The following is a 21,929-nucleotide window of genomic DNA, read 5'->3' as shown; positions in this document are numbered from 1 at the left end:
CCTTCGCGGCTCGTCATGTCGCGGGACGCGGGGTGGGTGTCCCCGTGGTCCCCGCGCGTCCCGGAGAAATTTTAGCCCTGAGAGGCGTGGCCGCCGTCGCGCGGTCTCAGGTGTAGCCGAAGCCGGGCGGCAGCGGCCGGTCCAGGAAGAGGGAGCGCGGGAAGGCGTCGGCGAGCACCCGGTAGCCCTCGGGGTTGAAGTGCAGGTGGTCGCCCACGTCGAGGTCGGGGCGGAGCCGGCCGGGGCGGTCCGTGTCCCGCGCCGCCCGGTCCAGGTCCACGACCGCGTCGAACCGCCCGCTGGTGCGTATCCAGTCGTTGACCCGCTGCCGGGCCGCTTCCCGGTGGCCGGCCGGGTCGTCGTAGTCGAGGTTGCCGCCGAACGGCGTGAGGGTGGCCCCGTAGACGCGGATCCCCTGGGCGTGGGCGCGCATGATGATCTGGTCGTAGGCGGCGATGAGCCGCTCCGCGACCTCCTGTTGTGCCTCGGGGGTGGCGGGGGCGGTCCCGATGTCGTTGACGCCTTCGAAGACGATCAGGGAGCGCACGCCGGGCTGCGCCAGCACGTCGCGGTCCACCCGGGAGAGGCCGCTGGGGCCCAGCCCGTCGTGGAGAAGCCGGTTGCCGCCGGCCGCCTGATTCAGCACCGCGGTGCCGGCCGTCCTGCGGTCGGCGCGCAGACGTGTCGCCAGCCGGTCGGTCCAGCGGTCGTTGTGGTTGGTGGTGGAGCCCCTGCCGTCGGTGAGCGAGTCGCCCAGCACGGCGGTGGCCCGGGTGCGCGCCGGCGACCACACCTCGACGCCGCTCAGGAAGTACCAGTGGTCGACCGGCGTCGCCCCCGCCAGGTCCGTGGCCTCGAGATGGTTGCCGCGCAGCAGGTAGGAGGTGGTGCGCGAACCGGGGTGGGAGGTGATGGCGGTGGACCGCTGGCCCGTGGCCAGGTACGTGGTCACGGTCAGATTCGAGCCCGCCGGCACGGGGAAGTCCAGGGGGTCGGAGACCACCTGAGCGCCCGTCGGCACCATCGCCCCGGCCCGGCCGTGGAAGGTGACCGGCCGGGACGTGCCCGGCCTGATCCCGCTCACACCGGCCCGGCCGTCCGCCGGAGCGGCCACGGAGACGCCGGTGATGGGCAGCGGCGCCCCGCCGAAGGCGTTGGAGAAGCGGAGCCGCAGGTGGCCGCCGCCCACCGTCACGTGCACGGTCTGCCGGAGGGTGCTGTCGGCGAGGACCGTGCCGTCCTGGGTGAAGGGCGCGGGCGGCATGTTGCCCGGTTCGGTCAGCTGGGGCATGGCGGTCCAGGTGCCCACCCAGTGGGTGCCCGTGGGCGGCGCGGACGTGGCCTCGTCGGCCGGGCCCTCGGCGCCCCGGGCGCCGGACACCAGCATCACCGCGGGCACGACGGTGGCGAGCACCGCCGCCGCCAGCGGCCGGAGTCCTCGGGTGTCCTCGCGTACGGACCATCCACGCACGGCAGTTTCCCTCCTGGCGTCATGGGAGCGCTCCCAAAGGCTGGACGCATGAACACCCTTCGGTCCGTCGGATGTCATGGATGATAAGCGTCTCCCGGGGCGCGTCAATGCCTCTGGTGCTTATGGGACTTCCCCGCCTGCTCTTGGGGTTTCCCCGTCGCGGCCGGCCACCGGCCGGGAACGCGCTCCGGCCCGGTGCGCGGTCGGGGTGCGCACCGGGCCGGTCGGCCACGGCTCATCGCGTGTCGACGATGCCGCCGGTGACGGCGATCACCTCACCGACCGTGTAGCTGGAGTCGGCGTCGGAAGCCAGGTAGACGTACGTCGGCGCGATCTCCTCCGGCTGGGCCGCGCGGGACAGCGGCGCCTCGCTGCCGATGTGGGCCAGGCCGTCCGGCGGCATGTGCTGGTCCGCCTCGTTGAGCGGTGTCCACGTCGGACCGGGCGCCACCACGTTGGCGCGCACGCCCCGTTGGGCCAGATGGATGGCCACGGACTTGGTCAACGTGATCAACGCCGCCTTGGACGCCGCGTAGTCGATCATCGTCGTGCTGCCCTTGAGGGCTTCCTCGGCGGCCGTGGCGATGACCGCGTCGCCGGGCCCCAGATGGGGCAGCGCCGCCATCAGCAGATGGAAGTACGCGTAGACGTTCGTCTTGAACGTGCGGTCGAAGTCCTCGGCGGTGAGCTGCTCCAGCTCCAGCTTGCTGTTGAGGTAGGCGGCGTTGTTCACCAGGATGTTCAGTCCGCCGAGTTCGGCCACGGTCCTCTCGACCGCGTCGCGGCAGAACTCCGGGTCCTTGAGGTCGCCGGCCACCAGCAGACAGCGCCGGCCGTGCTCCTCCACCTCGCGCCGTACCTGCTCCGCGTCCACCCGCTCGTCGGGCAGATGGACGACGGCCACGTCGGCGCCCTCCCGCGCGTACAGCAGGGCCACCGCCCGTCCGATACCGGAATCGCCACCAGTGATCAGCGCGACCTTGTCCCGCAGCTTGCCACTGGCGCGATACCGACTCGCCCGGTAGCGCGGCGCGGTGCGCATATCGGCCTCCAGGCCGGGCCGCTGCTGCTTGTCGGAGTCGTAGGGCGGGGCCGGCTCGGAGACGACCTGCGGTGCGGACTGTCCGTGCTCGGGCTGCAAGGCTCCTCCTTCCGCCAGGGTTTCCGTTCACGGCGGGGCCGGGGCGGCCGCCGCCGTGCTTGCGCGGGCCGAGTGCCCGGTTCGGTGTCCCGCAACCGGTTTTCGGCCGATCTTTCTTGTCGCCCCTTCTCGTCGCCCCTCCACGATCACGCGCCGTGTGTGCCGCGCCGACAGGGGGTACGCGGACCCCGTCCCCACGGAACGAGGGAGGTCGGGGTGCGTCTCTACCACAGCCGTCCTACCGAGCCCGGGTACCGCCGACTGCGCCATGGGCGCGGCTTCCGCTATCTCGACGCACAGGGCGAGCCCCTGCGCGATCGCGCGGAACTGGACCGGATCCGGGGCCTGGTGATACCGCCGGCCTGGCGGGACGTGTGGATCTGCGCCCGGCCCAACGGACATCTGCAGGCCGTGGGCACCGACGCCGCCGGGCGCCGCCAGTATCTGTACCACCCGCGGTTCCGCGCCGAGCAGGAACAGGCCAAGCACGAGCACGTCCTGGACGTCGCGGAGGCCCTGCCCGCGATGCGGGAGGCCGTCGAGGGGCATCTGCGCGACCGCGGGCTGACCCGGCGAAGGGTCCTCGCCACCGCCGTACGCCTGCTGGACCTCGGCTTCTTCCGCATCGGCAGCGACCGCTACGCCGAACTCAACAACAGCTACGGCCTCACCACGCTGCTGCGCGAACACTCCCGCTGCCGGAGGGGCGCGGTGCTGTTCAGCTACACCGGCAAGCACGGCAAGGAGATCGTGCGGACCGTCGTGGACCCCGCCGCCTGCCGCAGTCTCACCGCCCTGCGGCGCCGCCGGGGCGGCGGTAGCCGGTTGCTGGCCTACTGGGAGCGACGCGCCTGGCACGACGTGAGCGGCGCGGACGTCAACGCGTACCTCAAGGAACTGGTCGGCCTGGACATCACCGCCAAGGACTTCCGCACCTGGCACGCCACCGTCATGGCCGCCGTGGCGCTGGCCGTCTCCGAGCCCGTCGCCCGCAGCGAGACCGCCCGGCGCCGCGCCATCGCCCGGGCGGCGCGCGAGGTGTCCGGATACCTCGGCAACACCCCCGCCGTCTGCCGGGCCTCCTACATCAACCCGCGGGTGATCGAGCTGTACGAGGAGGGCGTCACCGTCGCCGCCGCGCTGCCGCACCTGGGCGACGAAGGCACATACGGCGTCCCCGCCACCCAGGGCCCGGCCGAACGGGCCGTACTGCGCATGCTCCGGGACGGGCGCCCACCCCGGGAGCCGTGAGGAGGGCGGGCACGGGCGGCCGGTCGGCGCTAGGGGGTGTCTCCTCGATCTCTGTGACGGTGACATCAGCGGCTGCCGCCGCGGGGCCCGCGGCGTCAGGGGGCACCGCCCAGCGGTAGCTGGGGGCGCGTGCGATCGCAAGGCGGAGGGTCGCCCTCGCGGGGGCGCCCCCAGCCTTCGGCCGGGAGGTACCCCCGCCCAGCGGTAGCTGGGGGCGGGCCTACTCGGGCGGGCCCGACAACGCAGCGAGAGGGGGCTCCTCCCAGCGGTAGCTGGGGGAGCGTGCCAGGCGTCGCGGGCCCACAGAGATCGGGGAGACACCCCCTACGGCCTCGCCGATGGCGCCGTGGCGTGTTGTGTGACGAGTTCGTACGACCGCAGGCGGGCGGCCAACGCGTAGACCGGTGTGGACAGCATGAGTTCGTCCGCGCCGGTCGCCTCCGCCACCTCCGCCAGGCGCCGTACGACGGTGTCGGGGGTGCCGTGCGCCTGTTGGGCCCGGAACGCCGTCAGCGCCCGCCGCTCGTCCGCGGTGAACGGGTGCGCGGCCGCCTCCTCGGGCGAGGGGAAGGGTATGTCGCTCCGCCCCTTGAGAAGCCCGGCCTTGACGACGTCCATCGGGCCGGCCAGCCGTACCGCTTCCTCCTCGGTCTCGGCGCACACCGTCTCCACGCACACCAGCACGCGCGGGCGCGCGCACCACGGGGAGGGGGAGAAGCGCGCGCGGTAGTGGTCCAGCGCCGCGAGGGTGTAGTCGGGACGGATGTGATGGGCGAAGGCGATGGGCAGGCCGAGTTCGGCGGCGAGCGCCGCGCCGGCGGTGCTGGAGGCCAGCAGCCATGGCTCCGGGAGCGGGCCGAGCGCCACCTCGTCGACCAGGAAGCGCAGCGTGGCCGCCACGTCCTCCCGGTACTCGTCGTCCGTCGTCGGTCCGGCCCCGCGCCGCAGGGCCCGGGCGGTGGACTCGTCGAAGGTGCCGGGCCCGCGGCCGATGCCCAGGTCGATGCGGTCGGGGTGCAGCGCGGCGAGGGTGCCGAACTGCTCCGCCAGCATGATGGGGGCGTGGTTGGGGGCGAGCACGCCCCCCGAGCCCAGGCGGATGGCCGAGGTGGACGCCGCGGCGTGGGCGGTCAGGACGACGGGTGGGAAGGCGCCGATGGCGGGGGAGTGGTGGTGCTCGGCGTACCAGAGCCGGAGGTAGCCGAGGGCGTCGAGACGCCGGGCGAACGCGGTGGTGTCCCGCAGGGTGTCCACGGCGCGGGTGCCGGTCTGGACCATGGCGACTTCCAGCGCGGAGAGCGGTGTCTCGATCATGCGCCGAGCATAGGAGGGCCGGACTGCGCCACGCGCCTGTTCGCTCAAGTCCGGCCCGCGTGCCCCGCCCTCACGCCCCGTCATCGGCCGCGCTCCGAGTCCGGCCCGCACGCCCGGCCGCACGCCCCGTCATCGGCGACCGGACACCCGCCGCGACACGGCGGGCAGGCGGGCCAGCAGCGGGTCGAGGACCAGGAAGGCCGCCAGCGGGATGCCGAGGAGCGGCAGATAGTAGCCGGCCACGGCGACGGTGGCGGCCAGGGGGACCAGGGCGTACGGCGGCACCCGCCGCCACGCGCCGGGCGGGACGGGGCGGCCGAAGGCGGAGGCGCGGCCGCGCTGCCACCACATGCGGTAGCCCCACACGATCAGGAGGATCAGCCCGAGCGCGAGGGCGGCCAGGGCGATCTGGTTGACCGGGCCGAAGAGGACTCCGGTGTGGAGGTCGATGCCCCAGCGGCTCAGCTTGGCGAGCACGGGGTAGTCGGCGAACCGCTGGACGTCGGTGACCTCGCCGGTCGCCGGGTCGATGGCCACCGAGTCCTGCTTCTCGGGCCAGCTGCGCTGGATCTGGCTGACCACGTATCCGCTGCCCGGCTCGGCGGGCGGGACGATCTCCACGGGGTTGTCCAGGCCCTCGGCGCGGGCGGCCTTCAGGACGGCGTCCAGGCCGACGTCCGCGCTGTGCCGGGCCCCGCCCTCCGTACCGCCCATGTCCATGCCCGGCATGGACCCGGAGCCCATGTGGTGTCCCGCGTGTTCGCCACCGGCACCGACGGTGGCCGAGACGGCCGGGGTGGTCTGGCCCAGCGCGGCGCGCAGGTCCGTGATGTTGGCCCCGGCGTACGTGGACCAGGTCAGCCCGGTGGCGGACAGGAACAGCAGCCCCAGCGCGGCCCACAGCCCGACCGCCCCGTGCAGGGACATGGTCCGCCTGCGGCCGGTGGCGGTGCGGTCGGGCCGGGCGACGGATCGGAGGGTGCGCCGCCCGCGGCGGTGGCCGAGCCACAGCAGCACACCGCCGAGGGTGATCAACCACAGCCAGCTGGCGGCGAGTTCGCTGTAGAGGCGGCCGACCTCCCCCAGGTGCAGATCGCGGTGGAGTTCGTCGATCCAGGTCCGCAGCGGCAGGGCGCCCGTCGAGCCGTACTGCTCCAGCGCCCCGCGCACCTCGCCGGTGTACGGGTCGACGAACACCGCCAGGGTGTGGTCGGGGTCGACTCCCTTGACACCGGAGAGCAGCACCCGGGTGGTCGCGCCGTCCTCGGGCGACGGCCGCACGGCGCTGATCTCGCCCTCGGGGTGTGCCTTCCGGGCGGCGGCCACCTGCTGGGAGATCGGCAGCTCGCGGTCCCCGGCGGGCACGCTCAGCTCATGGCGGTAGACGATCTTCTCGGCCTGGAGGGATCCGGCGTACAGCAGCCCGGTGACGGCGGCGACCAGCAGGAACGGCGCGACGAGCACGCCCGCGTAGAAGTGCAGCCGCAGGACCAGCGGCCGCAGGCCCGACCACAGGGACCCGCCGGTCCCGGCCGGAGACCCTTCGTCCGACGAGCGGCCCGTGGCGGGGGCGAGGGGCGTGGGGGACATGGACGACTCCTGGCTCGGGGCGAGGTGGGCGGGCGGGCTCTGAGCCGCGCCATGTGAGTCGTCGGCCGCGCCGGCGGGTGAGTTCCGGGCGGCCTGTGTGAACTGTGCCACAGCGCACCGCGAGTCAACGCCGCCCTCGCCGGCGCGGGGTTCCCCCCGGTGGCCCGGGCCCTGCGGACGAGACCCGACGACGTGTCCAAGGGCGCCACCGGAAAGGTCCTCAAACGAGTGATGCGCGACAGGTTCGCAGGAGCTGCGCAACGCCTCCACCGAGGTGGCGGGCGAGGATCTGATCGTGCTCACGCTGCGGCGGAACTTCGCCATCACCATGGTGCGGATGGCCGGTTCGCTGGAGGGCTACCGGTGCCCGCGCACCGACGTCCACGCGGGCTGGTCCGAAGGGCTCGGCGTGACCCTGGCGGAGAACCGGGCCACGAGCTGTCTGCGCGAGGGCGACAAGGAGTGCCGCCTGCTGATGCGGGTGCGCACCCCCGCCTCTGCCGGTGGGGAGGGCTGAGCCGTGCGGGTACTCGTCGCCGGGGCCACCGGAGTGGTCGGACACCCGCTGGTGGGCGCGCTGCGGGCGCGGGGCCACCAGGTGAGCGCGCTGGTGCGGGAGGAGTCCCGGGCGAAGGCCCCGGACGCCGACGCGGTCGTGGTCGCCGACGCCCTGGACCGCCAGGGCCTGCTGTCCGCGGTGGCGGCCGTCCGGCCCGAGGCGGTCGTCCACCAGATGACGGCGCTGCGGCTGCTGCGCGACGACCCCGCGGCGGCCTTCGCGCGGACCGCCCGGCTGCGCACCGAGGGCACCGCCAACCTGGTCGAGGCGGCCCGGGAGGCCGGGGCGCGGCGGCTGGTCGCGCAGAGCATCGCCTTCGCGGCGGCCCCGGTCGGTGGGCCGGTCCTCGACGAGGACGCGCCGCTGTACGTGGACGCCCCGGACCCCGGCTGGGCCGCCACCGTACGGGCCGTCGCCGAGCTGGAGCGGCTGGTGCTGGACGGCCCGGGACCGGCGGGCGCGGGACCGGCGGGGGTGGTGCCGGCGGGGGTGGTGCCGGCGGGGGTGGTGCCGGCGGGGCCAGGGTCCGCGGGCCCGGGGCCGGCGGGGGTGGTGCTGCGGTACGGCACGCTGTACGGCCCCGGCACCGCGTACGCCCGTACCGGCGCGACCGGGCAGGCGGTGCTGGCCGGGCGGCTCCCGCTGCCCGAGGGCGCGGCCGGAATCACCTCGTTCCTGCACGTGGAGGACGCCGTGGGCGCGGCGGTGGCGGCCGTCGAGTCGGAGGCCACCGGCGTCTTCCAGGTGACGGACGACGAGCCCGCCCCGGCCGCCCAGTGGCTTCCGCACTACGCCCGGACGCTGGGCGGCCCGGCTCCGCGCACGGTCCCCGCCGCGCTCGCGCCCCGGCTGCTCGGCTGGTTCGTCGCCCATCAGCTCACCGCGGCGCGCGGGGCGGCGAACGGCCGGGCCCGTACGGCGCTGGGCTGGAGGCCGGGGCGGCCGAGCTGGCGCGACGGGCTGGGCGCGGAATGACCGGCTCCGGCACCGTGAGGAGCGCCCCGCCCCCGGGCGTGACCCGCCGCTATTTCGACGAGGGTCGTACGATGGCGCTGTCCGCCGGAAAGCCGCCCCGGAAAGCCGCCCCGGAAAGCCGCCCCGGAAGCCGGTCCGGAAAGCCGCCCCAAGGAGTCTGTCGTGGCCCGCCCCCGAACCTCTCCCAGGACCGTGGAGCACCCCTCCGTGGAGGAGGTCTCGCTGCAGCAGCTCCTGGAGGCCCTGGTCGACCCCGTGCGGCGGGCGGTGGTGTCCCAGCTCGCCAGGGCCCGGGGCGAGATGAGCTGCGGCACGTTCGACGTGCAGGTCTCCCGGTCGACCCTGACCCACCACTTCAACGTGCTGCGGGAAGCGGGCGTGATCCGGCAGTACTACGTGGGGACGACCAAGATGAACGCGCTGCGCGTCGACGAGATGGAAGAACGCTTCCCCGGTCTGCTGTCGGCGCTGGTCGCCGCCGGCCGCCTGGAGGCGGACGCGTGAACCGCCGGCCGCGGAAGCATGAACAAGTCGCCCACACAGACCTACTTCATGTCGTATGTTGAACGGGTGAGTTCACACGACCATGAGCACCGCCCTCCGATCACGCCGACCGGCAAGATAGACAGCGCGCTGGCGGTGCTGATCATCATCGGCATCGGCTACGGGGCGTTCTGGCTGGTCTCAAGCCTCGCCTCGTCCTACATAGGGCTTTTCAGGGGGCGATGACGGGGTTCCGCCGCCGGCCCGGGCCGGCGATCCCGATGACGTCGACGTGGGACGAGCCTCGCCGCACGCCGTGGTGAGCTGCTCGAACAGGGCGGCCGTGGCCGGGTGCGGGTCCTGCCGCGGGGTGAGGGTGTAGAGGCCGCGGGTCGGGGGATCGACGAGGGGCACGGTGGCCACATCGGCCCGCAGCGCGCGCCTCAGCACCCCGGGGACCAGCGCGATGGCGTGGCCCGCCGCCACCAGGGCCAGTTTGCCGTGCAGATCGGCGGCGGCGAGATCGATGCGGGCGGTGACCTCGGCGCGGGCCGCCTGCCGGCGCAGCAGCGCCGCCGAGCCGTCGTTGTCCTCGACCCAGGTCTCGTCGGCCAGCGCCCGCATGGCCACCGGGCCCTGCCCTGCCCGCGGGTGGCCGAGGGGCAACACGACGACCATCTCGTCCGTCCCCAGGAACCGCCGTTCGAGACGCGGATCATGGGGGAGCCCCGGTGGCGCGTCGGTGACCACGGCGACATCGAGATCACCGGCGATCACCCGGTCGTGGAGGTGCGCGCTCAGGCCCGGCAGCAGGCTCCACCGGACGGGGCCGGACCGCTCCAGCAGACCCCGGATCGCCTGCGGAACGATCCCCGCGGCCAGCGACGGCGTCGCGCCCACGGCCAGCGGTCGTACGGGCGCCCCGTCGCGGAAGTCCCGTACCGCGCGAACGGCGCGATCGGCCTCCCTCAGCGTCGCCAGGGCGTGGCGCTGGAAGATCTCGCCGGCCGGTGTCGGCCGTACGCCGCGCGCGTGGCGCCGCACCAGCGCCACGCCGAGCTGCCGCTCCAGCCCGGAGATCTGCCGGGAGACGGCCGACTGGGTGTGGTTGAGCTCGGCGGCCGCCGCCGACAGCGACCCGAGGCGGCAGACGGTCACAAAGGTCCGCCACACAGTCAGTTCCATGGGCCCGGCAGTCTAGTCCCGGTATGCGCACGGCGCAGAGCCGGCCTGCGAAATCCGCGCTTGTCGCAGCGCTCGCCGTGCGCCACTGTGCATGCATGACCACACCGCACACCAACCCCGCCGACACCCCCGCCCACACCTCCGCCGACACCGCCGCCGGCTCGGGGGTGGCGGACGCCGTGCTGGAGCCGCTGCGCGCGTACATCCGCGGACACGCCACGGGCGACCCCGGACACTTCCGCGACGCGTTCCTGCCCACCGCCCACATCGAGGGGATCCGGGACGGCGCCTCCGTCTCCTGGCCCCTGGACGAGTACTGCGCCCTCTTCCACGGCCGGCCGGCCCCCGACGAGCCGACCCGCTCCCGCCGCATCGACTCCGTCGAGGTCCATCACACCGTGGCCACCGCGACCATGACGCTCCGGCACGGCGCGGACACCTTCACCGACGTCTTCCTCCTGGCGCGGGTCGACGGCGCCTGGCGCATAGCCAACAAGGCCTACCACAAGCACGGCTAGAGGCCGCTCACCGCCAGGCTCGTCCGGACACTCCGTGGACGTTCCAGAAGCCCGGGGAGCGCATGAGCTCCGGCGCGGGTGCGCAGGGGGTGGCTCCCGTCGTGCGGATCATCAGGTTCGGCAGGTAGAGGTCCTCGGTGAAGCGGTGGGTGGGTTCCTGGAGGCGGGCGCCGAGGGAGCGCAGGATGCCGACCCGTTCGGGGCCGAGGTCGCGGGTCCACATGAGCAGTTCCCTGCCGGGCAGGTGTTCCAGGGCGAAGGCGACGAGGTCGGCGAAGACGTCGTCGGTGGCGGCCTCGCAGTCGACGACGGTGGTCGGGGTGTGGGCGTCGTCCGGGTCGACGGCGGACCGGTGGCCGATGAGAAAGCCCCGCATGGTGTCGTCGCCCGCCTCCAGGTGGAAGTAGCGGGCCAGCGGGTTGGCCGCCCTCCACCGGAAGTACTCCGCGTCCCGCACCGCGCGGATCCCGGAGCCGTGCGGCAGCCGGCGGACGAGGTCCGCCATCGCCTCCGCGTCCGGCGTGGACACCGCCCGCACCACCGCCCCCGAGCGGGCGCCGCGCACGGCGGGCAGCTCGGGCCAGGGACGCCGTTCGAACAGGGCCTCCTCGCGCTCGACGACCGCCTGGCCCCAGGGGCCGATCTGCGTCCACCCGGCCATGAGCATCGCCGGCGCGGCGCCCTGGTCGCCGAAGTCCAGCAGCCAGGGCACCCCGTCGGCCGCCAGCCGCTTCACCACCTCGTCGATCATCGCCAGGAAGAGCGGCCCCCCGCGGTGTTCCGGCGCGACGATGGTGTCGGTGAGGCACGGCAGCGCGTAGGTGCGGCCCTCGTGTTCCCAGAGGGACCCGAACACACCGACCATGCCGACGACGCGGCCACCTTCGCGGGCGACCACGACATAACGGTGGTCCAGATGCGGATTGTCGCGGTACTTCCAGTGGAAGTACCGGGTGCCCCCCTCCGTGCCGCCACGCCACAGCGAGTCCTGGAACGCCACCGCGTCCGCCAGGTCCTCGGCCCGGTAGGAGTCGATGGTGATGCCGGGCACCCCGGCGACCTGCTCAACCGTCATGGCTGACCGCCCCTTCCCGCGCGGCGAAACGCCCCTGAAGGGCTCGTATGTCGATCTTTCCGTTCGGGCTGACGGGCATCGGATCCACCTCCGCCCAGGCGGCCGGGAGCATGTAGGACGGCAGCGCGCGGGACAGCGCCTCCTGGAGCTCGACCGGGGTCAGGGCGGTGCCGGGGGTGAGGGAGTACGCGGCGCAGATGCGCGGCCGGCCGGTCTCGTCCGGCACGGCGACGGTCACCCCCGCGGCCACCCCCGGGAGCGCGTTGAGCGCGGTCATGATCTCGTCGAGTTCGATCCGGTAGCCGTTGACCTTGACCTGCCGGTCGGCGCGGCCGTGGAAGTGGAAGACGCCGTGCTCGTCCTGGGAGCCGAGGTCGCCGGTCCGGTAGGCCCGGTGTCCCGACCCGGGCGGGAATTCCACGAAGGCGGACGCGGTCCGCTCGGGGTCGTTCCAGTACCCGGGGCCCACCCCGGCCCCGCCGATGACGATCTCACCGACGGCCCCCTGGGGCAGCGGGGTGAGGTCCTTGTCGACGATGGTGACCGACTCCCCGGGGATGACCACCCCGATGGGCAGGGGCTCGTCCTCGGACGGCGCGGCGTCGAGCGTGTGGTAGGTGCTCGCGATCGCCGTCTCCGTGGTGCCGTACACCCCGGTGAGCCGCGCCTGCGGCAGCCGCCGCCTCCAGTGCAGGGCGTCGTGGGGCGGGAACACCTCCCCGCCCCACACCACGCGCCGCAGGTCGGGCAGGGGCCGCGCCGCCAGTACGTCGTACCGCGCCATGGCCGACAGCACCGACGGCACGGTGTTCCAGTGCGTGATCCGGGAGTCCCGCAGGAAGTCGGCCAGGGTCGAGGGGAGGAGCCCGGCCGCCGGGGGCACCAGGTGGAGCCCGGCCCCGCAGCTCAGCGCGCCGTAGACGTCCCACAGGGTGAAGTCGAAGTGCAGTTGCAGATGGCAGGCCACCCTGTCGTCGGAGGACATGCCGAAGTGTCCGTTCGCCCACCGCACGAAGTGGGCGATCGACCGGTGGGTGAGCGACACCCCTTTCGGCTCTCCCGAGGACCCCGAGGTGAACAGGATGTAGGCGAGCGCGGAGTCGTCCGCCCCGGGGTCCAGGGGAGCGGGGGAGGCGGAGGCCACCGCCGCCGCGTCCACCACCGGGCGGTGCGCCGGGCCCGCGGACTCGCCCCCGGGGAGACACAGCCCCGTCACGACCTCGGAGGCCACCTTGTCCAGCAGGCCCGGGAGCAGGTCCGTCCCCACGTCGTCGGCCAGCAGCCAGCAGGGGCCGATGCGCCGGACGATCATGAGCAGCCGTTCGACCGGCGACGCCGTGTCCATGGGGACACACACGCCACCGGCCTTGAGCACACCGAGCACATAGGTGATGGTGCGGGCGCTCTTCGGCGACAGCAGCGCGACCCGCTCTCCCGGGCGGAAGCCGTGGGCGCGCAGCGCCTGGGCCAGCCGGTTGGACCGCTCCTCGAGCTCGAGATAGGTGAGGCGCTCGTCCGAGGAGACGACGGCCACCGACCCCGGGGTCTCGGCGGCCTGGGAACTGACCATGCGCTCCAGGCGACTCATGGGGCTTCCTTCCTGCTCACGAGGTGTGGGGACGCGCCGGCAGGAGCCACAACCTAACGACGTTCCGGGAATTCCCGGGTAACTGACCGGGCATCGCCGCCGATTCGGCCGGGACCACCGCGATTCCCCGGCGATTCCGCGGGTGTCGCTAGCGTCGTTCCCCGTGCTGAGCCGAATTCCTCCCTGACCCACCGACCCAAGGAGTGAGGCATGGAACAGCCGGCCCACGCCCGCCCGGAAACCCGGAGCGCGCCACCGCCACCCGGAGCCGGCCCCACGGCGCGCGAGACCGTGGTCCACGGGAGCTTCCGCGCGACACCGTCCGACCCCCACGTCGCCGCCCGGGAGGTGCTGCTGGGCAACGGACTGCGGCTGCCCGGCACGGACACCACCCCGGCCCCGGACACCACCCCGGCCCCGGGAAACGGCCCCGCCGGGAGCGACGGCCTGCACCGGGAGGTCACCGAGCAGCTGTGGCACCGGGGCCTGGCCGCCATCCAGCTGGACGAGCCACTGCCGCAGGACCGGTTCCTCGCCCTCGGCGCCTTCCTGGGCACGGCCACCCCGGAGACCGACCCGGCGGTGCGGCCGTACGTGGAGGACGGCGTCGTGCTCAACCTCCGCAGCGAACACGCGCCCACCCGGGACGTGTCGCTACAGCCCTTCGCCAGGAACTCCCTCTCCCTCCACTCGGAGAGCAGCGGCGCCGCCCCCGCCAGACAACCCCGCTACATCGTGCTGATGTGCGTCGACCCCGGGGACGACGCACACCACGCGAACACGGTGCTCGTCCCCATGCGGGACGTGGCGCGCCGGCTGTCCCCGGACACCCTCGACCTGCTCTCGCGCACCCGCTACCGCGACAGCTCCGAGGCCCCGCCGGTCGCGCGCCGCGTCGACGGCCACTGGGTGTTCTCCTTCCGGGACTTCCTCGACCAGGAGCTCCGGTGGACGCACACCGGGCCCGCCCGCGACGCCGAGACGGTCAACGGGGCGCTGCGCGAGCTGCTGACCGCCATGTACGAGCCCGGGCCCGCCACGGGCGTGCGGTGGCGCCGGGGACTGCTCGTCGTCATCGACAACACGTACTACTTCCACGGCAGGACCGCGGGCTCCGCGACACCCCCGCGCCGGCAGCGGCACCTCAAGCGGCTCCGCATCCGCTAGCCACGCCCCGTACAGCGCCGCCCGTCCACCGCCCCCCTCCACACGGGAAGCCGATGACCCTCTTCGACCCCGCCCCGGCCCCCCGGCCCCGGCACATGTCACGGGACGCCCTCGAGACAGCCGGGCGCGCCCCGCGTCCCGGTGGCGTCAGCGACAGCTTCGTGCCCCGCGTCGACGAACGCGTCCTCGACGTCTTCGCCCGGGCCCGCGAACCCGACAACCCGCTGGAACTGCGCGACCTGTGGCTGGGCCGCGTCGAGGACGAACTGCGCGGCCACGCCCGGCACCCGCACCTCGCCGAGCGATGGCGGGCCAGCCGCCCGCTGCGCCCGGTCCAGCCGGACGACGTGCTGCGCTCCCGGGCCACCGTCCGCTTCGTCAAGGAGCTGTTCAACTGGTACTTCCGCGACGACCTCTACGGCGAACTCAGGGACAGCGCCCGCTACATCCTCTCCAGCGGAGCGGTGGACGAGGAACGGTGGGGGCTGCCGCAGAGCCTCAAGGAATGCATCCGCTACGCCCTGGACCGCGACTGGTACGGCTACTCCGACTCGCGAGGGCGCCACCCCGCGCGGGAGGCGATCGCCGCGTACGAGAGCGCCCGCCTCGACGGCCTGCGGTACGGCCCGGAACACGTGGCCATGACCATGGGCGGGACCTTCGCGGTCAGCACCCTGGCGGACTTCGTGCTGCACGGCCGCCCGCCCTCGGGGTCCCCCGCGCTGTGCGCGACCCCCAACTACCCGCCGCTGGTCGAGACGGTGGCCCGGCGGCACGGCGTCAGGCTGGTCCCGCTGGCGAGCGAGCACGGCCGGACCTCCGTCGAGCCGCTCATCGACGCCCTCACCCCCGACACCCCGCTGGTGCTGCTGCAGACCGTGGGCAACCCCACCGGCGCGGCCGTCACGGAGGAGGGGCTCGCCCGGCTGATCCGGGCGGCCTCGCCGTCCACGGTCATCGTGCTCGACGAGTGCCACGAGTGGCTGGGCACCTACGAGGAGCGGTCCGCCGCCCGCGGCGCGCCCCATGTGGTGCGCGTCTCCAGCCTCTCCAAGACCTGGTCGGCCCCGGGGCTGAAGGCCGGCTGGTTCCTCGCCGACCCGGCCTTCATCGCCGAGTACTACGAGTACGCGTCCTCGTCCTTCGGCGGGCCACCCTCGTTCTTCTACACCGTCGTGGAAGTGCTGGCCCGCATGGAGCGGTGGCTCATCACCGGCGTGGAGGACCCCGGGCCGGCCGAGCTCAAGGAGTTCGAGGCGTCCTACGGACTCGGCCTCGACCGCCTGCGACAGGCCTACCGGGCCTACCGCACGGACCGGCTGCGCCGGATCGAGGACCTCACGGCGCTGCGCGACGCGGCCACCGTCCGCCTCGCGGACATCTCCGCGCGCGTGCTGCCGCCGCGGTTCTCCATCAACACGGCCGTGGAGTTCCCCGACTGGGACGACTCCTACCGCTGCTTCCGCGACATCCTGCGGGAGACCGGGGTCTCCCTCTTCCCCGGCATCCTCACCTTCTGTTTCTCCGGCGCGGTGATGCGGGTGACCACCGCACGCCCGTGGGAGGAGCTGTCGCCCGCCATCGACAGGCTGGGCGCCCACCTCACCGCCACCGCGAGCCGCTGACGACGTCCCCGACGGAGGCCGAGACGCATGAGTACGTGGACGACACCGGGCGACGGACACAAACTGGTCCTCGGCATGGTGCACCTGGCACCCCTGCCCGGCACCCCCTTCCACGAGACCGGCACGTTCCCCCGCACCCTCGACACCGCGGTGGCCTCCGCGCGCGCCCTGTACGAGGGCGGCGCGGACGGATGCCTCATCCAGACCGTGGACCGGGTCTACAGCGTCGCCGACGAGTCCGACCCGGCCCGCACCGTGGCCATGGGCCTGATCGCGCGGGCCGTGGCGGAGGCCACGGGGGAGGGGTTCCGCGTCGGAGTGCAGCTGATGCGCAACGCCAACAAGGCCTCCCTCGCGGTGGCGCGGGTGGCCGGCGGCGACTTCATCCGGGCGGGCGCCCTGGTGGGACAGACCCTCACCGCCCACGGCATGGTGCGGGCCGACCCGCTGGAGGTGATGGCCTACCGCCGCTCCATCGGCGCCGAGGGCATCGGCATCGTCGCGGAGGTCGACTCCATGCACTTCACGTGGTTCGGCGGGGGGAAGACCACCGCGGAGGTGGCGCGCGCCGCCCGGGGCGTCGGGGCCGACGCGGTGTCGCTGTGCCACCCGGACGAGCGCACGGCCCTGGAGATGATCGCGTCCGTCCGCGACGCGGCCCCCGGACTGCCGGTCATCCTGGCCGGCCACACCCATCACGACAACGCCGCGCGGCTGCTCGCCGCCGCGGACGGGGCGTTCGTGGGCACGTGTCTGGAGCGCGGCGGCTGGGGCGGCGCGATCGACGTCGACCGCGTCCGCGCCTACGTCGACATCGTCCGGGGAGTCGAGCGATGACCGTCCCCGCACCGGGCCCCGAGGTGATGCTGCGCCAGGCGGAGGCCCTCGCCGACGACCTCCGTACGCACGCCGGCGCGTTCGACGAGCAGGCGCGGGCGCTGCTGTCCGGGGCGCGCCCGGCGGAGATCGAGTCGGTGGTCATCGTGGGCGACGGGGACTCCTACCACGCTGCCCGCGCCGTCGAGATGGCCTTCGAGTCCCTGGCCGGGGTGGACTGCCGGCCGGTGAGCGCGCTGCCCTTCACCCACTACGCGCGCCCCGACGCGCCCCGCCCGCCCCGCACCGTCCTCACCATCGCCGTCTCCGCCTCCGGCCGCACCCCGCTCGTCGTACGGTCGGCCGAGCGGGCCCGCCGCGCGGGGGCGACCGTCGTCGCCCTCACCGGCACCCCCGCGAGCCCGCTCACCGAGTCCGCCGACGCCGCCCTCCTGGTCGGCCTGCCCGGGCAGGAGCCGTCGCCGGGCGTGCGCACCTACCAGGCCAGCGTGCTCGGCGCCCTGCTGATCGCGATCCGGCTGGGACAGGCGCGGGGACGGCTCGACCGGGACCGGGCCGACGCCCTGCGGGACGAACTCGTCGCACTCGCCGGGGCGGTGGAGGAGACCGTCCGCACCGTCGGCGGGCCGTGCCGTGAGGTCGCCGAGCGCGTCGCCGACGCCCCGGTGCTGACCGTGCTCGGCAGCGGGCCCTCCCACGGAACGGCCCTCTACAGCGCCGCCAAGGTGATCGAGACCTCGGGGGTGTTCGCCGCCGGCCAGGATCTGGAGGAGTGGTGTCACGTCGAGCGGTTCGCCCGCCCGACGGACATGCCGACCTTCGTGGTGGCGCCCCCCGGACACGCCCGCGACCACGCCCACCAGGTCATCCGACGGGCCGCCGGCCTGGGGCGGCGGGTCGTGGCCATCACCCCAGCGGACGACGACCGCGGCGCCGCCGAGGCCTGGGCCCGGCTCCCCGTACGGGGGAGTGTGCGCGAGGAGTTCTCCCCGCTGCTCTACCACCTGTACGCCGCCCCCCTCGCCTGCCATCTCGCCCACCGCCTCGGGCGGACGCCGTTCGCGGCGGGCAGGCCCGCGCCCGGTAACCCCCACTGACCTCGCACCACCGCCAACACCCCGCACCGCCAACACCCCGTACCGCCAACACCCCACACCGCCAATACCCCGCACCGACACCGATCGTGACCCGGAGGACGCCTTGAGCGACACGATGCACGGCCTGCCCACCCAGCAGGTCATCGAGGTTCTGACCGAGGAGCTGCACAGCCTCGCCCCCGCCGAACGCGAGGCCAAGGCGGTGGAACTGCTGGCGGTCCTCGGTCTCGCGAAGGCCGCCGGCGCCCCGCGCCCCGAGGAACCCGCCACCCGCCCCGCGCCCCTGCTGATCTGCGACTGGGCCGCCGACCTCGGCCTGGACGGCACCACCCAGCAACTCGGCATCGACGTCGCACCCGGGCCCACCCGGGTGTCCAAGACCGCCGCCGCCACCGGACGCTCCCTGCTGTCGAGCGGTCAGATGGGCGCCGACATCCTGCACGTGCCCGCCGGGAGCGGCTTCGCCCCGCACACCCACCCCGGCGACCACCTGCTGTTCGTCCTGGCCGGCACCGGCACCATCGCCGTCGCCGGGGAGATCGTGGAGACCCGCCCCGGCCAGGTCTACATGGTCGAGGGCGCCATCACCCACGCGGTCGGCGCGGTCACCGACCACATGATCCTCGCCGTGGGCGCCCCTCACCGGCACCTGGACAGCCCCGAACGGCAGAACCTCACCGCGTACACCGCGCTCCTGAGCGAACTGGGCCACATCACCTGTCGGCTCTGCGACATCCGGGCCTCCAGCGGCGAGGAGCTGGCGGCGAAGGGCTGCCCGCACTCTCCGCACCGGTTCGGGTGAGCCATGGCGCCGGACACCCCCACCGACTTCGACCGGGCCCACACCTACCAGGGCAGGCCCCTCACCGAGAGGCTGACGCCCTGGACGACGGTGCTCTCCCGTCTCGACCACCACGCCCGGGAGCGGCCGGACGCCCCGTTCCTCACCACCCCGACGCCCGCGGGCGACACCGTCACCCTCTCCTACGGTCAGGCGGACGCGCTCAGCCGACGGCTGGCCGGATGGCTGCGCCGCGACCCGGCCGCCCCGCCCGGCCGCGCGGTGGCCCTGGCACCGGTCAACGACGCGGCATCCGTCCTGGCCGTCCTCGCGGTGCTGCGGGCCGGCCGCCCGCTGCTCATGCTCAACCCGCTCGACCCGGCCGGCCGCCGCCGGGAGCAGGCCGCGGCGGCCGGGGCCGGCCTGGTCCTGCGGCCCGGCGCCGTCGAGGCGGACGCCCTCCCGGAGGCCGTCGCCCTGCCCGACCCGCACACCCTCCCCGACCCCACCGCGCCCGGCGCGCACACCCTGCCCGGCCCGGGCGACGACGCCTTCTTCTTCGCCACCTCCGGATCGACCGCGGCCGGCAAACTGGTCGCCCAGTCCCACTACGCCGCCGCGGTCAACGCGGAGGCGCTGCGCCGCCACCACGGGCTGCGCCCCGGGGACCGGGTGCTCGGCTGCCTGCCCATCCAGCACGTCAACGGCCTGCACTTCACCGTGCTCGGCGTCCTCGCCGCCGGCGCGCACGTCCTCCTCGCCCCCGGTTTCGACCCGCTGCGGTACCCGCGGCTGGTCGAGCGCTTCCGGCCGCGGATCGCGAGCGTCGTCCCCAGCATCCTGGAAGCCCTCGCCGAGACCTGGCGGCGGCCCGAACCGCCCGCCGGCCTCGACTACTTCGTCTCCGCGGCGGCCCCCCTGACCGCGCGCACCGCCCGAGCCGTACGGGAGCGCACGGGCGTCCGGGTGCTCCAGGGCTACGGGCTCACCGAGACGGTGAACTTCTCCACGACCCTCCCCGCCGACCTGTCCGAGGACTCCTACCGCCGGCTGATGACGGACGCCGACATCCCGTCCATCGGCACCGCCCTGTACGGCAACGAGGTCGCGGTGCTGACCGCGGGCGGTGAGCGGGCGCGGCCGGGGGAGGAGGGCGAGATCTGTATGCGCGGGCACAATGTGATGACCCGCTACCAGGGCAACGAGCGGGCCACGGCCGAGGCCTTCGCCGGCGGCTGGTTCCACTCGCAGGACCTGGGCACGGAGGTCCTCGACCCCGACTCGCGACGGCGGTTCGTGGTCGTCACCGGCAGGGTCAAGAACATCGCCAAGGTGGGTGGCGAGGCCGTGTCCCTGGACGAGGTGGACCGCGTGCTCAGGGCGGTGCCCCAGCTCCGGGACGCCGCGTCCGTGGCGCTGCCGCACCGCTTCCTCGGCGAGGAGGTGGTGGCGGCCGTCGTACCGGTGCCCGGCGCCGACCCGCTGCCGCCGGCGCACACCGCGCTGTCCCAGGCCTTCCGGCCCGCCTGTCGGCCCGCCCGGATCCTCGTCCTCGACGCGATCCCGAGAACCGCCACGGGAAAGGTGCTCCGCCGCGAACTCGCCGCGCGGATCACCGGCCTGTCCCAGCCTCCCGAAGCCGTCCCACCCACCAGGAGCGCCCAGTGAACGAGACGCCATCCGTCGCCGCCCGTGTCGTGCAGCTGTTCAGGGAGGACCTGCACATCGACGTGACCGACCGGGACACGGCGCTGATCGACGCCGGCCTGCTCGACTCCGTGGGCTTCCTGCGCCTGTTCGGGGCCCTGGAGAAGACGTTCGGCATCGCCGTCACGGCCGAGGACCTCGCCCGGGACCGCTTCCGGTCGGTGAACGCCATCGCGGAGTTCGTACGCGCCAAGCAGTCCGGCGACGACACCCACCCCACCGCGGCCCTGACCGACCCCCGCACCGGCGCGGAGCGGCTGACCGTCGCCGTCGGCCGCGAAGGGGAGACCGGAGCGGCCGTGGCGGCGGCCCGCGCGGCCCAGCCCGGCTGGGCCGGCCTCACCCCCCGCGACCGGGCGAGGCGGCTGCTCCGGTTCGCGGACCTGATCGAGGAGAGGTCCGCCGAGTACGCGCGGGCCGAGCGGGCCGGCACCGGCAAGCCCGAGGCGGAGGCACACGGCGAGGTCGAGCACTGCGCCGACCTGCTGCGGTTCTACGCCGGGGCGCTGCGGGCCGACACCGCGCCGGCCGCCGGCCGGCGCATGGGCGGCCGGGAGAGCTGGGTGCGGTGGGAGCCCCTGGGCGTCGTCGCGGCGATCGTGCCCTGGAACTACCCCCTGATGATGGCGGCGTGGCGGATCGGCCCGGCGCTCGCCGCCGGCAACACCGTCGTCCTCAAGCCCGCGCTGACCACCCCGGACACCGCTCTGCTGCTGGCCCGGGACGCGGCCGGGACGCTGGGCCCCGACGTGTTGCTGACCGTGCCGGGCGACCGGGACACGGGCCGCCTGCTGGTCACCGAGGGCGTGGACGCGGTGGCGTTCACCGGCAGCGTGGCGGGCGGCCAGGACGTCGCCGCCCGGGCGGGACTGCGCCGGCTCAGCCTGGAACTCGGCGGCAACTGCCCGGCTCTGGTGCTGCCGGACGCCCCCGACGACACCTGCGAGGCGCTGGTGCGGGCCGTCACCTACAACGCCGGCCAGAGCTGCGCCGCCCCGGCCCGGGTGATCACCCTGCGGGAGAACCACGACCGGGTCGTCGAAGGGCTGGCCAAGTCGATGAGCGACCGGCGCGCCGGGGCCGACTTCGGACCGCTCAACAACGCCGACCAGGCGGCCCGCTACGACCGACTCCTCGCCAGCAGCTCCGCGGGCGTGGACCACGTGGCGGACCTCGCCCCGGCCCCGGGGGAGGAGGGCGGCTACTGGCGGCCCGGCCGCGTCCTGGCCGATCTCCCGCCCGACGACCCGGCGGTGGTCGACGAGGTGTTCGGGCCCGTGCTCACGGTGCAGCGGGCGGACGGCGTCGAGGAGGCCGTGGCGCTCGCCAACTCGGTGCCGCAGGCCCTCGCCGCGAGCGTCTGGGGCTCCCACACGGCCACCGTGCTCGGCGTGGCCGGAGAGCTGAACGCCGGCGAGGTCTGGGTCAACTGCCATCTGGACCAGACCGCGGAGCTGCCCCACGGCGGCCGCGGCACCTCGGGACACGGCACGGACATGAGCGTGCTGGCGCTCACCGAGTACCAGCGCCCCAAGACCGTCACCGTACGCGTCGGCGAGCGCTGA

At 74.3% G+C, this 21,929-nt stretch carries 19 protein-coding genes and 1 pseudogene; 13 read left to right on the top strand and 7 right to left on the bottom strand.

Features of this window, described 5'->3' with window-relative positions:
- Nucleotides 1-106: 106 nt before the first annotated feature.
- A complete protein-coding gene (locus BBH68_RS34935; protein ID WP_065967861.1) occupies nt 107-1,387 on the bottom strand; it encodes an SGNH/GDSL hydrolase family protein in 1,281 nt (426 codons plus the stop codon).
- Nucleotides 1,388-1,706: 319 nt separating this feature from the next.
- Nucleotides 1,707-2,612, bottom strand: coding sequence for an SDR family oxidoreductase (locus BBH68_RS34930; protein WP_065967797.1), 906 nt, complete (start codon nt 2,610-2,612; stop codon nt 1,707-1,709).
- Between the two features lie 216 nt (nt 2,613-2,828).
- Between BBH68_RS34930 and BBH68_RS34925 the strand changes: the two genes are divergently transcribed.
- Nucleotides 2,829-3,863 (top strand): DNA topoisomerase IB, encoded by a 1,035-nt coding sequence (locus tag BBH68_RS34925; protein WP_065967796.1) that lies wholly within the window; start codon nt 2,829-2,831, stop codon nt 3,861-3,863.
- Between the two features lie 324 nt (nt 3,864-4,187).
- Here BBH68_RS34925 and BBH68_RS34920 read toward each other — a convergent pair whose 3' ends face one another.
- Nucleotides 4,188-5,177: an LLM class flavin-dependent oxidoreductase gene (locus tag BBH68_RS34920; RefSeq protein WP_065967795.1), complete on the bottom strand. Its 990-nt coding sequence runs from the start codon at nt 5,175-5,177 to the stop codon at nt 4,188-4,190.
- A gap of 129 nt (nt 5,178-5,306) precedes the next feature.
- Nucleotides 5,307-6,767 carry a PepSY-associated TM helix domain-containing protein gene (locus tag BBH68_RS34915; RefSeq protein ID WP_065967794.1) on the bottom strand — a complete coding sequence of 487 codons (1,461 nt, stop codon included), beginning with the start codon at nt 6,765-6,767 and terminating at the stop codon, nt 5,307-5,309.
- 295 nt (nt 6,768-7,062) lie between these two features.
- Here BBH68_RS34915 and BBH68_RS34910 point away from each other — a divergent pair, with 295 nt between their 5' ends.
- From BBH68_RS34910 to BBH68_RS40065, 4 genes are all read left to right on the top strand, one after another.
- Entirely contained in the window at nt 7,063-7,284 is a 222-nt protein-coding gene (locus tag BBH68_RS34910) for a hypothetical protein (RefSeq protein ID WP_245738451.1), read from the top strand.
- 3 nt (nt 7,285-7,287) lie between these two features.
- The gene (locus tag BBH68_RS34905) at nt 7,288-8,301 is read left to right on the top strand and encodes an NAD-dependent epimerase/dehydratase family protein (protein WP_065967793.1); all 1,014 of its coding nucleotides are present in this window, start codon (nt 7,288-7,290) and stop codon (nt 8,299-8,301) included.
- Between the two features lie 162 nt (nt 8,302-8,463).
- Nucleotides 8,464-8,805 carry an ArsR/SmtB family transcription factor gene (locus BBH68_RS34900; protein ID WP_065967792.1) on the top strand — a complete coding sequence of 114 codons (342 nt, stop codon included), beginning with the start codon at nt 8,464-8,466 and terminating at the stop codon, nt 8,803-8,805.
- An 18-nt stretch (nt 8,806-8,823) separates the two neighbouring features.
- Nucleotides 8,824-9,030, top strand: a complete 207-nt coding sequence (locus tag BBH68_RS40065; protein ID WP_076971239.1) for a hypothetical protein — start codon at nt 8,824-8,826, stop codon at nt 9,028-9,030.
- On the opposite strand, the gene BBH68_RS34895 is transcribed toward BBH68_RS40065, so the two are convergent.
- Nucleotides 8,986-9,969 (bottom strand): LysR family transcriptional regulator, encoded by a 984-nt coding sequence (locus BBH68_RS34895; protein WP_079151402.1) that lies wholly within the window; start codon nt 9,967-9,969, stop codon nt 8,986-8,988. The two genes, BBH68_RS40065 and BBH68_RS34895, sit on opposite strands and share 45 nt — an antisense overlap.
- Before the next feature lie 167 nt (nt 9,970-10,136).
- On the opposite strand from BBH68_RS34895, the pseudogene BBH68_RS34890 reads away from it, so the two are divergent.
- A pseudogene (locus tag BBH68_RS34890) lies at nt 10,137-10,487 on the top strand (nuclear transport factor 2 family protein); the annotation flags it as partial.
- 7 nt (nt 10,488-10,494) lie between these two features.
- On the opposite strand, the gene BBH68_RS34885 reads toward BBH68_RS34890, so the two are convergent.
- Nucleotides 10,495-11,562: a GNAT family N-acetyltransferase gene (locus BBH68_RS34885; RefSeq protein WP_065967791.1), complete on the bottom strand. Its 1,068-nt coding sequence runs from the start codon at nt 11,560-11,562 to the stop codon at nt 10,495-10,497.
- Nucleotides 11,552-13,150: an amino acid adenylation domain-containing protein gene (locus tag BBH68_RS34880; RefSeq protein WP_065967790.1), complete on the bottom strand. Its 1,599-nt coding sequence runs from the start codon at nt 13,148-13,150 to the stop codon at nt 11,552-11,554. The genes BBH68_RS34885 and BBH68_RS34880 overlap by 11 nt, the downstream gene beginning before the upstream one ends.
- Nucleotides 13,151-13,360: 210 nt before the next feature.
- Between BBH68_RS34880 and BBH68_RS34875 the strand changes: the two genes are divergently transcribed.
- From BBH68_RS34875 to BBH68_RS34845, 7 genes are all read left to right on the top strand, one after another.
- Nucleotides 13,361-14,317: a TauD/TfdA family dioxygenase gene (locus BBH68_RS34875; protein WP_079151401.1), complete on the top strand. Its 957-nt coding sequence runs from the start codon at nt 13,361-13,363 to the stop codon at nt 14,315-14,317.
- A gap of 53 nt (nt 14,318-14,370) precedes the next feature.
- Nucleotides 14,371-15,942: a pyridoxal phosphate-dependent aminotransferase gene (locus tag BBH68_RS34870; protein WP_065967789.1), complete on the top strand. Its 1,572-nt coding sequence runs from the start codon at nt 14,371-14,373 to the stop codon at nt 15,940-15,942.
- 27 nt (nt 15,943-15,969) lie between these two features.
- Nucleotides 15,970-16,779: a BtpA/SgcQ family protein gene (locus BBH68_RS34865; RefSeq protein WP_065967788.1), complete on the top strand. Its 810-nt coding sequence runs from the start codon at nt 15,970-15,972 to the stop codon at nt 16,777-16,779.
- A complete protein-coding gene (locus BBH68_RS34860; RefSeq protein ID WP_065967787.1) occupies nt 16,776-17,876 on the top strand; it encodes an SIS domain-containing protein in 1,101 nt (366 codons plus the stop codon). The genes BBH68_RS34865 and BBH68_RS34860 overlap by 4 nt, the downstream gene beginning before the upstream one ends.
- 103 nt (nt 17,877-17,979) lie before the next feature.
- Nucleotides 17,980-18,678 carry a cupin domain-containing protein gene (locus tag BBH68_RS34855; RefSeq protein WP_079254513.1) on the top strand — a complete coding sequence of 233 codons (699 nt, stop codon included), beginning with the start codon at nt 17,980-17,982 and terminating at the stop codon, nt 18,676-18,678.
- 3 nt (nt 18,679-18,681) lie between these two features.
- Nucleotides 18,682-20,325: a class I adenylate-forming enzyme family protein gene (locus BBH68_RS34850; RefSeq protein ID WP_065967786.1), complete on the top strand. Its 1,644-nt coding sequence runs from the start codon at nt 18,682-18,684 to the stop codon at nt 20,323-20,325.
- Nucleotides 20,322-21,929: an aldehyde dehydrogenase family protein gene (locus tag BBH68_RS34845; protein WP_079151399.1), complete on the top strand. Its 1,608-nt coding sequence runs from the start codon at nt 20,322-20,324 to the stop codon at nt 21,927-21,929. Before BBH68_RS34850 ends, BBH68_RS34845 begins: the two co-directional genes overlap by 4 nt.

Source organism: Streptomyces sparsogenes (assembly GCF_001704635.1).
Lineage (GTDB): Bacteria > Actinomycetota > Actinomycetes > Streptomycetales > Streptomycetaceae > Streptomyces > Streptomyces sparsogenes.
Note: the sequence above shows the minus strand (reverse complement) of the source record. Positions and strands in the feature narration are given on the sequence as shown.

Excerpts from the sequence above, each read along its gene's own strand:
- BBH68_RS34935 (WP_065967861.1), bottom strand. The coding sequence starts at position 1,387 with ATGCTGGTGTCCGGCGCCCGGGGCGCCGAGGGCCCGGCCGACGAGGCC.
- BBH68_RS34920 (WP_065967795.1), bottom strand. The coding sequence starts at position 5,177 with ATGATCGAGACACCGCTCTCCGCGCTGGAAGTCGCCATGGTCCAGACC.
- BBH68_RS34915 (WP_065967794.1), bottom strand. The coding sequence starts at position 6,767 with ATGTCCCCCACGCCCCTCGCCCCCGCCACGGGCCGCTCGTCGGACGAA.
- BBH68_RS40065 (WP_076971239.1), top strand. The coding sequence starts at position 8,824 with ATGAACAAGTCGCCCACACAGACCTACTTCATGTCGTATGTTGAACGG.
- BBH68_RS34895 (WP_079151402.1), bottom strand. The coding sequence starts at position 9,969 with ATGGAACTGACTGTGTGGCGGACCTTTGTGACCGTCTGCCGCCTCGGG.
- BBH68_RS34885 (WP_065967791.1), bottom strand. The coding sequence starts at position 11,562 with ATGACGGTTGAGCAGGTCGCCGGGGTGCCCGGCATCACCATCGACTCC.
- BBH68_RS34880 (WP_065967790.1), bottom strand. The coding sequence starts at position 13,150 with ATGAGTCGCCTGGAGCGCATGGTCAGTTCCCAGGCCGCCGAGACCCCG.
- BBH68_RS34875 (WP_079151401.1), top strand. The coding sequence starts at position 13,361 with ATGGAACAGCCGGCCCACGCCCGCCCGGAAACCCGGAGCGCGCCACCG.
- BBH68_RS34870 (WP_065967789.1), top strand. The coding sequence starts at position 14,371 with ATGACCCTCTTCGACCCCGCCCCGGCCCCCCGGCCCCGGCACATGTCA.
- BBH68_RS34865 (WP_065967788.1), top strand. The coding sequence starts at position 15,970 with ATGAGTACGTGGACGACACCGGGCGACGGACACAAACTGGTCCTCGGC.
- BBH68_RS34860 (WP_065967787.1), top strand. The coding sequence starts at position 16,776 with ATGACCGTCCCCGCACCGGGCCCCGAGGTGATGCTGCGCCAGGCGGAG.
- BBH68_RS34850 (WP_065967786.1), top strand. The coding sequence starts at position 18,682 with ATGGCGCCGGACACCCCCACCGACTTCGACCGGGCCCACACCTACCAG.